Genomic DNA, 13,153 nt, shown 5'->3' with positions numbered 1-13,153 from the left:
AATTATCTTCGAAAATTTTAGCAGATGAATTTGTTAACTCAAGGATATTTTTATACGCATCCACTCCTAGTATTTCTTTATATCTATTATGTAGCTTGATTCTTGCTTTATGTATTTTTTCCTGAATTTCTTCACCTGATTTAGTTAAATATACTCTAGATAACTTTCCATCCATCTTTCTTTCTACTAAACCATTGTAAACTAATTTATCTATATGTCTTGTTATTGTAGATGGTTTTAAATGTAGCTCTTTACTTAATTCCTTTTGTGTTATTCCATTTTTAAAATTTACACCTAGAAGAATATAAACGTAAGTAGGTGACATATTAATTTGACTTAACTCTTCTTCTGCAATTTGAGATACTATTTTATTTAATCTATTTGCTGTAAAAAACAAGCATTCACAAAATTCTTTTTCTAACATATATATCTCCTTTTTTATTAATTAGGATTATTATATATCATATAATACTAAATTTATAGTATTATATGATATATTTATAATCAAATTAACATATATTATTGCAAAAAAATAAAGATAATCTTAAATTAAAAAGATTATCTTTAGTATATAATTAACCTATTAATAATTGTTCTTTTGTATGAATAAGAGTTGTAAGTAAATCATTATAATAAGTATTTATATTAAATTCCTTACCCTTTTTTGAAACAAATCCATTAATATAATCTATTTCTGTATGACGGCGATTTTGTATTAAATCTTGATGCATTGATGGATAATGTTGACCTGCTTGAGTTGGGTCATAAATTTTTTCAATCCCCTTTGCAACATCTTCAATGTCTAACTCAACATCGTATAAATTTGCAACATCTGAAAACTCTCTAATTATGCTACGAATAAGAGTTGGTGCTTCTTTTAATTCACCAAATTCTTTTATATTACAATCTAGGATTGTACAACAACTGTTTAAAGTACCATTTACACAAGCTTTTCTCCAAATTGAGAATACAACATTTTCACTGTATTCAGCTTTTAATCCTGCATTGCTTAATGTTTCACAAATTTCTTTACCTGCAACTACCATAGTTGGATCAATATTTTGAATCTCGATATTACCATCTCCTGATAGTTTTACATATCCAGGTCCTAGTAATCCAGCTGTCCATAATGTAACACCTACAAAAATATTTTTTCTATCTATGTATTTAGAAATAGTTTCAGTATGTCCTAATCCGTTTAATAGGCATAATACTTTTGTATTTTCACCTAATATAGTTTTTATAGATTTAAGCATTGGCTCTAAGCCCATAGATTTTGTAAATAAAATAACTAAATCTGGTATTTCAGTAGCTTGCTCTGGTAATACAGCAGGTATTTTAATAAATTTATCTACACCATCTTCATTAAGCTTTAATCCATCTTTATTAATTGCATCTACATGAGCTTGCCAATTATCAACTAATAAAACATCATTTCCAGCTTTACTTAACATATAACCGAATCTTGAGCCCATAGCCCCTGCACCAATAATTGAAATTTTCATCTAATTCATCCCCTCGTTATAAATATAAATTTTACTAACTTGCAAAACAGAATATATTTTCATTGTATACATTTAATATTTTTCTAAATATTACATCAAGTATTATTGCACCTACAAAAGGTATAATAAAGAATGCTATTATAGCTGGTACGGCTGATCCAGAAGCATTAATAGCTGCTAAAGGTCCAGTTAAACCAACAATTCCAAAACCTGCACTGTCAGGTGTACCTAAAATATTTAAGGCATATGCACCAATTCCTGTGATAATACCGTTTAATACTATTGGAATCATCATAATTGGATTAGCAAGGAAATTAGGCATTAGCATTTTCATTGCTCCAAGTAATACTGATAAAGTAACACCGCTTTTATTGTTAGCTTTTATTGATCCAAAAACTAATACAGCTGTACATGCTGTTACACCAACTGCAGCTGCTCCAGCTCCTAATCCAGTAAGTCCAATTGCAACACCAACGGCAACTGTAGATATAGGCGAAATAATTAATATAGCAAAAGCAATACTGATTAAAATACACATTAATAATGGTTGAAGAGTTACAAAATTATTAAGAATAGTACCTATGAAAGATGTTATAGACTTTGTATAAGGTAACATAAACATACCTATAGTTCCTACACCGACTCCAACAATAATAGGTAGTAATAAAAGTGTTAATGAACCTAACTTGTTTCCAATAAGTCTAATTATAAACACAGCTAGTCCAGAAACTAACATTATGTTTATTAAATCACCAATACCAACCATTTTCACTGAACCATCAACAACAGCATATGCTCCTGATGCTAAAAATACTGTTGCACCAACTACTACTGCTCTCATAGCATCTAATTTAAATTGTAGTGCAACTAAAACACCGATGATAACAGGCACTAAATATTGCAATATACATGCAGCGTAGTATAAGTTATCAATAAGTATTGATGTTCCTAAATGTCCTTTTAAAAATGATCCTAAGATAGCATTAGGTATTAATCCAACTACTATACCAGTAGCAGTACCTGCTAAAACTTTGTTAACATAGTCCTTAAGTAGGAAATTTTCTTTTTCCATTATTTAATTCTCCTTCGTATAACTTATTCAATGTAAGCTTTGATTTAAATACTATAATTTTGCTAGCGATTTAATATAGTATTTTTAGCTATATTAATATTTTCATTTGTATGTACAAACAACATGAATAAAATATATCATAGATATATAGAAAAAATCAATCCATTTTCGACAAAAAAGTTATTTTTTTGTCAAACTATCATATGGTTTATAGGTATAGATTATAAAATATTAAGAAATATAGTGATAATTTTTAATAAATATTATTTCCTGTAATTCCTTAAAAGATGTATAGGAAAGAGCTGAATCACTCAATGATTCATATCCGCAACATAATATTTTCTAGATGGAGAAGAAAGTTAATTATTTATTTTTGTAAAGGAAATGTAAAATATTACATATATGAGTTTGATATTTTTAGTTAATTAAGGCAGGTTTCTTTGATAATTATTTAGCAAAAATATACTGTAGCAGTGCAGTATTCCTTACATAGAGTTAATTAGAATTTAATGGAAGTAATATAACATAAATAATGTGTTTTCCTTTTACAGAGGAAAATATATAGCTATCAAAGATTTTTATTTCAAATTAACATATTCTTAAGGGACATTTATTAAGATTTAAGGGGGAAATGGCTTTGAAAAGAGGGTTTATTATTACTTTATTGTGTGCTGCTTTATTAGTACCTACTATTAATTCAGTACAAGCTGAAATTGATGTTAGATATGAAGAAAATAATACTGATAATGTAAAAGAAAGTAAGAGGGTTGAATTTGAAAGTTTTTCAAGTAGCTCAGGTGGATCATTAAAGGTTGAAAATAGCACTACATCTGAAAATGAAAAAATAACTAATATTGGGGGAACTTATAAGGATGCTTGGTTATCATATGAAAATATTAATTTCTCAGACCAAGGAGTAGATGCTATTAACGTAAGATACGCAAATAATGAAGGTCGATGTGCAGCTGATTCAAAATTAGAAGTAAGACTTGATTCTATTGATGGTGAAATAGTTGGAGAAGTTGATATACCACCAACAGGAGGAAATTGGTCAATTTATAAAACTGTTAAGGCAAAGCTTAATAAGGAAGTTACAGGTAGTCACAATATTTATATAGTTATGAAAGGAAGCACTACTAGCTCTAGGCCATATATAGCTAATTTAGATTATTTCTATTTTGATGAAGTAATTAATGATGAAGCTGTAAAAAATGTAATAGATTTAATTGATGATATAGGTGAGGTAACTTATACAGAAGAAGCATTAAACAAAATAGTCTTAGCAGAAGACGCTTATAAGAAGTTAAATGATAATCAAAAGTCACAAGTTAGTAATTATAAAGTTTTAGTTAAAGCAAGAGAGGATTATGATAAGTTAATAATTGAAAATGAAAACTTTATGGACGCCTATAATACAGTAGAGTTTGAAAGAAAAACTACTGATTCAGGTAAAGGTCTTAAAGTTGAAAATACTACTTTAATAGATGGTAGTGTAATTACTAATATAGGTGGAACTTATGATGGAGCTTGGATGTCATATAAAAATGTGAATTTTGATGGAATAGGAGCTAATTCAATAATAGTAACCTATGCTAATAATTCAAATAGATGTGCAGCTGATGCAAAATTAGAAATAAGGCTTGGTGGAGTAAATGGTGAGTTAATAGGAAATGTAGGAATACCTCCAACAGGTGGAGATTGGACTAGCTATGATAAAACAAAGGTTAAACTGGATAAGGTAGTAACGGGTATGCAGGATATATATGTAGTTATGAAGGGGACTACTACTAGTAGTAACCCATATATAGCTAACTTAGATAATATGTATTTTGGACAAGAAGGCGATGAATCTAAAGCAGAATTAGTAGTTAATTTAATAAGTAATATTGGAGAAGTAAAATATGATGGAGATTCATTAGCTAAAATAGTTAATGCAGAAACAGAATATGATAAGTTAACTAGAGCTCAAAAGGATTTAGTAAGTAACTATGATGTTTTAGTTAAAGCAAGGGAAGAGTATGATGCATTAAATGATAGATTTTCAGGAAATAGAAATGCTTATGAAAATCTTGAAGTAGAATCAATGGACAGCAATTCAGGATTTACATTAAAGGTTGAAACTACAAATATTGGTGGAACAGCAATTAGAAATATAACAGGAACTTCAGATTTTTCTTATATAGGCTTTGAAGGAGTTAAATTTGAAGGAAATGGAGCAAATGAAATAACTATTCGTTATGCTAATAATTCTAAAGTATGTCCAAAAAATTCAAGAGCAGAAATAAGATTAGGTTCAAAGGATGGAGAAGTTATAGGCGTAGTTGACCTTCCAAATACAGCTGATAATTGGACTACGTACAAAGAAGCTAAGGCTGAATTAAATAAAGTAATTACTGGAACAAATGATATATATGTAGTTTTACGTGGATATACAACTAAAGAGCATAAAAATGTTGCTAATATAGATAATATTATTTTTACAGAAGTTAAAGAAAATTAGGGTATAGGGGGAGAGAATTTATGAAAAGAGTAAAAAAATTAGTAGCTTTAGCATCTATAGTTGCATTTATGTCTTCTTCACATATTGTACCTGTTTTTGCTTCTGAAAAACCAAAACTATATGCAGTTTCAAATGCCCATTTAGATACAGTATGGAATTGGGATTTAGATCAAACTATTAAAAGTTATTTACCAAGTACATTAAGAGATAATTTTGCTATGTTTGAGAAGTATGAAAACTATGTATTTAATTTTGAAGGAGCATTTAGATATGCTTTAGCTAAGGAGTATTATCCAGAGTTATATAATGAGTTAAAAAAATATATAGATGAGGGAAGATGGTATCCAACAGGATCAGTTTGGGAAAATGGAGATGTAAATGTAGTGGCTCCAGAAACTATGATGAGAAATATTTTATATGGCAACTCTTTCTTTGAAGAGGAGTTTGGAAAGAAAAGCAGTGATTTATTTCTTCCAGATTGCTTTGGATTTTCTTATGCATTGCCAACAATAGCAACACATATGGGATTAACAAGTTTTTCATCTTCAAAGCTTGTATGGAGACCAGATAATTATTTACCATTTGATTTAGGAATGTGGACAGGAGTAGATGGCTCATCAATTATGGCATCAGTAAATCCAGATCCATATACAAGTTCCTTTGGAGATAATATTTATAATAGCAAGAGTTATGCCCAGTCTATTAATGATATGTACAATGGTTTAGAAGAAGATGAAACAGGAAGAAAGATGAAATATTATGGTGTTGGAGATGTTGGGGGAGCGCCTAGAAGCTCTGATATTAAAAATGTTAATGATGCTGTAAATAAAAATGATGCTTCTAATAGTAAAGTTGAAGTTATAAGTGCTTATGCAGGTCAAATAGCAGATGAAATGACAGAAGAGGAAAAAGCAAAGCTTAAAGAATATAATGGTGAACTTCAAATGAAGTATCATGGAACAGGAAGTTTTACAGCTTCAAGTATATCTAAGAGACTTAATAGAAAAAATGAACTTTTAGCAGATGCAACAGAAAGGTCAGCAGTGGCAGCTAGTTGGCTTGGAACAACAAAATATGATTCGGAAAATATAAAGGAAGCATGGCTTAGAGTACTTTCAAATACTCATCATGATAATTTAACAGGGACAGGAATTCAAAGGGTTTATACAGAAGCTATAAATGATTATTTTGTATCTTTAAATCAATTTGCATCTGTATATAAGGATTCGATAGGTGGCGTAGCATCTAAACTAGATACACAAGTTGAATCAGGAATACCTTTAGTAGTTTCAAATTCAGTTTCACAAAAATCACAAGGAATAGTAGAGTCTACTGTTGAATTTGAAAAAGCTCCTAAATATATAAAAGTTTATGATTCAAATGGTAAGGAAGTTCCATCACAAATTTCATCTGTAAATGGAAACAAGGTGAAGATATTATTTTTAGCAGATGTTGAAGCTAATGGATATAAGGTTTATAACGTTAAAGAATCTGATAAGCCGTGTAAATTAGAAACAGGATTATCATTAACTAAATCATCATTAGAAAATAATAGATATAAGGTAGCTATAAATGAAAATGGTGATATTTCTAGCATATATGATAAAGGATTTAATAAAGAAATGTTATCTAAGCCAATGACTCTTGGGGACTTTAAAAACAAAGATAAAAATTATGATATATGGGAAATTGATTTTGATGATATCAATAAAGGACCAGAATCAGTGGTTTCAGGAGATGCAAAAATATCAATAATAGAAAATGGACCTGCACGAATTTCACTAGAAATAGAAAGAAGTAATAATGGTTCTAAATATACTCAATTAGTAAGTCTTGATGCAGGAGAAGAAGCAAATAGAGTAGATATAGAAAATAAGGTTATGTGGGCGGAAACATCATCATTCTTAAAAGCTGAATTCCCATTAACTGTTGAAAATAGCAATGCTACCTATGATTTAGGAATTGGAACTATTGAAAGAGGAAACAACACAGAGTATTCATTTGAAGTTCCAGCACAACAATGGGCTGATATTACTAATAAAGAAAAAGACTATGGAATAACTATAATGAATGATTCAAAATATGGATGGGATAAGCCATCAGATAACACATTAAGATTAACTCTAATGCACACAGCTTATGATCAAAGGGCTACAGCATCACATCATGACACTATGGATTTTGGTGAAAATAGATTTACTTTTTCTATAATGGGTCATGGAAGTGATTGGAGAGATGGTAATTCACAATATGAAGCAGCAAAATTAAATCAACCTATGCAAGTATTCCAAACAGTTTCTCATGAAGGTGAGCTTGGAAGTGATTTTTCCTTTGCTAATTTAGATACAAATCAAGTTATGATAAAGGCTATAAAGAAGGCTGAAAAGACAGATGAAATTATAGTAAGAGTAAATGAGAACTTTGGAAGAGAAGCAAAAAATGTGCAGCTTACTATGGGGGATGGCATAGCTTCTGTTAGAGCAGTAAATGGTTCAGAAGAAGAAATTACTGATGATACTGCTAGAATTGTTGATGGAAAGCTTGTATTTGATATAACTAGTTATGCACCAAAAACTTTTGCAATAACTCTTAATGATACAAAATCAGCTTCAAAGGATGGAAAGCAATTTGTAGATTTAGATAATTTATATAATGCAGATATATATAGCTTTGATAATAATAAGGGAGATGGAGACTTTTCTAATGGTTATACTATTCCAGCTGAATTATTGCCAAAGGATAATATAGTAACATCTGGAGGAGTAGATTTTAAATTAGGGTCTGCAGAAGATGGACAAAACAATGCAATTAAGGCAAATGGGCAAGTAATTAAGCCTCCAAAGGGAACAAAGAAGCTTTATATGTTAGCAAGTGGAACAACTAACGATAAATCTGTGAATATTAAGGTTGGAGATGTGGATAAAAATATAAATCTTCAAAACTTTACTGAAATGATTGGTGGATGGGATCAATATGGTCTTGGAAATTATTATGGTGTAAAAGAAAGTGATATAGGATTTGTATCATCTCATTATCATAGTCCAAGAAGTGGGGATAAGTTATACGATAAAATTTATTTATTTAAATATGAAATTGATATACCAGAAGGTGTAACAAATATAACTTTACCTAAGGATGATAGCTTAGTTATAGCTTCAATGACATCGGAAGCTGACGGTGAATATTCATCTAAGGTTGCATCAGATTTATATGATAAAAGAGAAGATAATATTGAATATACACTTACAGTAAAAGATGGAAGTGGATCAGGAAAGTATCATGAAGGTAATGGAGTAAGCTTAAAATATACAGGAAGTGAAACAGGAGAAATAGTTTGGGTTGGTGAAAATGGAGAAAGCTATGAAGGAAGAGATATAAGGATTAATATGCCGGCAAAAACTTTAAGCTTAGTACCAGTTCCTAAAGAAAATATAGATAATTACAATGCAAACTTTACTAATAAAAAGAGTTTATTGGATAAGATTTTAAAAGGTGAATCAGGTAAAAAGGAAGGCCTTAAAGAAATGATAGATACAGCTAATTATTTATTAGAAGTATCTACTGAAGGAAGCTACAAAGGAAATTATCCTACTGGATCAAAGGAAGATTTAAATAGTAGTATAGAAAAAACAATGGATATTTATAAATCAGAAATATCTACACAAGAAGAAATAAATACAGCTAAAACTTTATTATTAGAAGCTATAAATAAATTCAAAACTAAGGTGATTACTGAAGGTGAAGAAATTCCTGAAGATATAATAGTAAGTAAAGTAAGAAATCTTAAATTAGAAGAAATCACAAATAATAGTGCAACAGTATCATGGTTAGAGCCTATTAGCACAGCTGGATTAGTAGAATATGTAGTTTATAAAGATGGTAAAGAATTAACTAAGGTACCAGTAGGAACTACAAACTATATAGTTGAAGGATTAAAATCAAACACAATTTATGGGATAAAGATAACAGCTAAATACTCAAATGGAGAAGAGTCAAAACCAATATCTTTAAATATAAGAACAACTAAATAACACAAAAATATGATACAGAATTTAAAAATAAGTAGTGAAACCATATCAAGCTTTACTACTTATTTTTTATACATGTTATTAAATTAAAAAAGATTCAAATGCTTTTAATTATCTTCAGTTATTCGAAGTTTCATTAAAAATCCATCAGCACCAACATAAGCATCAGGAGTGTTATTACTTATAGTTTCACTAAATACTCCCTTAGTAATTGGAAAATCCTTTGAGTCAGTTATTCCTGCAATATTAACTATATCATCACTATCTACTAAAACTTGAGTAACTGAATCAGTTAAACTTCCACCAATAAAGGTAGAATATTTTAAAACACTTAAGTCTTTATCTAAAATTGATAGGAAACCATGACTTCCTTTTTTATATTGAGATTCAATAGCTGATTGTGTGGTTTCAAAGTCTAGAGAATCTGTTGAACCCACTAAATAAATTTTATCTTTAAATATACTAATATCAGTTGAAGTATTATTATAGCTTCCACCAAAATAGGTTGAAGATAGCAATTTATCTCCATTTTCACTTAGTTTACTTATAAAAATAGCAGAGCGTCTTGCATCATAAATATTTGAATAGGCATTTTCAGTAATTACAAAGTCGCCACTGGTGTACCCTGTAATATAAGCACATCCATCATTATCAACTGCAATTGCTGTTCCTAAATCCATTTTTTCTCCACCAAGATAGGTTAAATAAGCAACCTTACCTTCAGGAGTAAACTTTACAATATAAGCATCAGATTCTCCTTTACCAAAATTCTTTTGATAAGCTTTAGGCGTAGTCTCCCATTCATCTTGTTTAGTAGGCATGAAGTTACCATATCTATATTCTTCAGCAACAACATATTCAGCCATTCCTGTTATATAAGCATTGCCTTTTGAATCTACAGTTAATTCTCCAAGACTATTTAATGATTTATCAGCACCAATAAATGTTGCATATTCAATTTTGCTTAAGGAATTATTAAGCTTAGCTACATATAAGCTGCCGAAAATTCCCTCAAAACTAGGTTGGGCAGCTGTTTCAGTTATTGGAAAGTTATTAGAATAGGTAGTGCCTGCAATCCAAATATTTTTATCAGCATCAATATCAATAGAGGAGCATCCATCTTTTTTACTTCCACCAAAGAAAGTAGAAAATAGGGGAGTGGAATTTGTGTTAAGATTAGCTCCTCTAAACTTCATAATAAATCCTTCAGTTTCAGAGGTTAGAAGTTTTAAAAGTGACATGTGTGGTTTTATTGTATTATGAGTAGTAGGAAATCTATTCCAATTAGTTGTACCTGATATATAAATATCTCCATTATCATCTATTACCATTTTGCTTGATGATAGAAGTTTATTCTTAGTGGACTCGTTATCTAATAGGGAATATATCTTCTTTCCTAATTCAGTTTTACCATCAGATGAAATTTTTTTAATAACTATTCCTCTGCTAATTGGAAATCTACTATATTCATCTATTTGCATTGTACATAAATTATAAAGAACAAAGAAATTACCCATTTTATCTTTAACTAAGGAAACTAGTTGGGATATTGTTTCAAAGGAAAGATAGGTGGAAAAAATTATAGGACTTATTGGAGTTCCAATTAGAGTATCTTTAATTTCAACTTCTACAGTAACTTTTCCACTCATATATTCAATAGTGTTATCATCAGTTAATCCACTAAAATTAAAGGTTAGGTTAGTGTTTTCAGTTACACCTACCCAGGTTATTGTTTTAGAATTTATATCAAGTGTTCCATTATTTGATATAGCTGTTATTAGTGGAAGTTCTCCATTTATTTTCTTTAAGAAATCTAATGATAGTACTGCATTTTCAGTGGAGGTTTTTCTTATTGACTTGGTGATTTTTTGATTTAAAAAGGAGTAGTTAGATAAAAAGTCTAACCCTTTTAAATAGGTTAAATCTCCTATAGAGTTACCATCAAATTTTAAAGTTCTAACTCTTAATAATTTACTTATGGCTTCAATTGAGGAGATTTTATTATTTTCACCCTTAAGCTCAGTAAGTTTTGTAAGAGCAGCAAGAGGGGCTATATCAGATATATTATTATTAGAAATATATAAATAGGATAAATCTTTTAATTTTGAAATAGTACTTATATCATCAATTTTATTACTTCTTAAATCTAGGAAATTTAAATATTTTAAGTTTTCTATTGGGGTTAAATCATATATTTCGTTATCACTTAACTTCAAGGATAAAAGGTATTTTGCATGCTGTAGCCCTTCAATATTTTTTATAGACTTTCCATTTAAATTAACATGTCTACTTAAAGTTTGAAGGTCAAATTCAGTTATTTTATCTGTGGTAGATTTTTTTAGTAGCTTCAATAATTCACTTTTTAGGATAGGATCATTAATATTGACCTCTATATCAAAATTCCTTGGAGTACATCTGCAAATTACGCCTTCAGCACGATTATTCTTATATTCTTCATGGGCTGCCCCTGGAGTTGTAGGAAAGTCATGGGAGAAGGTTTCACCAGTAATTATAAAGCTTCCATCATTTAATATATTTAAAGCTCTAGAGGTTTCAGTTTTAGTTCCGCCCATATAAGATGAGAATTTTAGAGTTTTTAAATCAGAAGAAAGTGCACAGAAAAAGAAATCTGTATTACCAAAATAGACAGGAATATAGGTTGTAGGAACCATTGGAAAATCTTTTGAATCTGTGTTTCCTAAAAGATAAACATTATTATTAGCATATTTAATTGAGGATGCACTTTCACTATAACTTCCTCCAATAAAGGATGATGCTACTAGTTCCTCACCCTTAGAGTCAATTTTACAAACAAAAACTCCTTTATTTCTAAGCCCAAAATCTTTTTGAAAAACATCACCCTTTATAGGGAAGTGTTCTCCTGTATTTCCTATAACATAGGCATTCCCATATTCGTCAGAAGTGATACATTGTCCTAAATCTCCATCAGCACCACCTAGATAACTGCAATAAACAACTTCTCCAGTGCTTTTTAGCTTCATTACAAATGCATCAGAAGGTCCACCACCAAAATTCTTTTGAAAGGCATCCTCAGTAACATTAAATGTTCCTGTTTCAGTTTCATCCTTTATTGCTTGGTCACAAACACCAGTTACATATACATTTTCATTACTATCTACCGAAATATAATTACCAATGTCTCTAAGTTTTCCACCGACATAGGTTATATACTCTAGGTTTGGATTATCCTTATTAATTTTACATACAAAGGCATCAAAATCACCTTTATTTTCATCTTGATAGGCTGTTATTCCTGTTTCTTCTTTTAAAGATCCTGTTGAGGATGTTAATCCTGTTAACCATACATGATTATTTGAAACAGCTACTGAATTTGCCATGTTTACTCCATTTCCACATAAATAATAGCTATATATTGGAGTAGAGTCTTTAGACATATTTTTACTATCAAATTTTAATAAACAAGCTCTAATAAAATCCAATTTTAATATTTGTGAAAGTTCTTCTAAATCATCTTTTAAGAATAAAATTAAAATATAACCTAAAAGTAGAATAAGTTGTATCAATAAGGATAATAAATCACTATCCATTGATATTGGAAGTTTTAAGCTAATTCCAGATAAATAAACATTATCATCTCTATCTATGTCAATAGAAATGGGAATGTCTATATTACTACCTTTTTTAAAGCTATCATATTCAATTTTGCTTAGCTCTTTTTTTCCATCTGGAGAGTATTTTATAATATAAACTATAGCACTTATTGTATCACCCATTGGCCCAGGCTCATGATGTTCTTCAACAGAAAGCACAATAATATTACCCTGGCTATCAACAACTGAAGAAGCAGTATTTATATTTCCAGTTAATCTTAAATAAGTTGCAAAGTCGTTATTGGTATTTTCAATATCGTTATACATATTATAGATTTCTTTTATTTTAGATTGTAATCTATTCTGTAAATTTGAAGAAGTTAAATCATTAATATCCATATTTATTTCTCCTAAGTTTTTATATTTATATATTTTTTACAAATAACCTCCGTAGACTTATTACTACAATATATGAA

6 protein-coding genes are annotated in these 13,153 nt (G+C 29.5%); 2 read left to right on the top strand and 4 right to left on the bottom strand.

Annotated elements, in window-relative coordinates; genetic code table 11:
* The 3 genes from ACRDBA_RS03735 to ACRDBA_RS03725 all read right to left on the bottom strand — a co-directional run.
* Nucleotides 1-424 (bottom strand): MarR family winged helix-turn-helix transcriptional regulator (locus tag ACRDBA_RS03735; RefSeq protein ID WP_438571589.1); only part of this gene is annotated, 424 nt, incomplete at its 3' end.
* Between the two features lie 151 nt (nt 425-575).
* Entirely contained in the window at nt 576-1,505 is a 930-nt protein-coding gene (locus ACRDBA_RS03730; RefSeq protein WP_438571588.1) for a 2-dehydropantoate 2-reductase, read from the bottom strand.
* 34 nt (nt 1,506-1,539) lie between these two features.
* Nucleotides 1,540-2,577, bottom strand: coding sequence for a PTS sugar transporter subunit IIC (locus tag ACRDBA_RS03725; protein ID WP_438571587.1), 1,038 nt, complete (start codon nt 2,575-2,577; stop codon nt 1,540-1,542).
* A 637-nt stretch (nt 2,578-3,214) separates the two neighbouring features.
* On the opposite strand from ACRDBA_RS03725, the gene ACRDBA_RS03720 reads away from it, so the two are divergent.
* Nucleotides 3,215-5,077, top strand: a complete 1,863-nt coding sequence (locus tag ACRDBA_RS03720) for a carbohydrate-binding protein (protein ID WP_438571586.1) — start codon at nt 3,215-3,217, stop codon at nt 5,075-5,077.
* Between the two features lie 20 nt (nt 5,078-5,097).
* Entirely contained in the window at nt 5,098-9,108 is a 4,011-nt protein-coding gene (locus ACRDBA_RS03715; RefSeq protein WP_438571585.1) for a glycoside hydrolase family 38 C-terminal domain-containing protein, read from the top strand.
* Between the two features lie 104 nt (nt 9,109-9,212).
* Here the strand turns inward: ACRDBA_RS03715 and ACRDBA_RS03710 are convergent, their stop codons facing one another.
* Nucleotides 9,213-13,076, bottom strand: a complete 3,864-nt coding sequence (locus ACRDBA_RS03710) for an SBBP repeat-containing protein (protein WP_438571584.1) — start codon at nt 13,074-13,076, stop codon at nt 9,213-9,215.
* Nucleotides 13,077-13,153: the final 77 nt, after the last annotated feature.

This window comes from Clostridium sp., from assembly GCF_051654825.1.
In the GTDB taxonomy this organism is placed as follows: domain Bacteria; phylum Bacillota; class Clostridia; order Clostridiales; family Clostridiaceae; genus Clostridium.
This window is presented reverse-complemented; position numbering and strand designations above follow the sequence as displayed.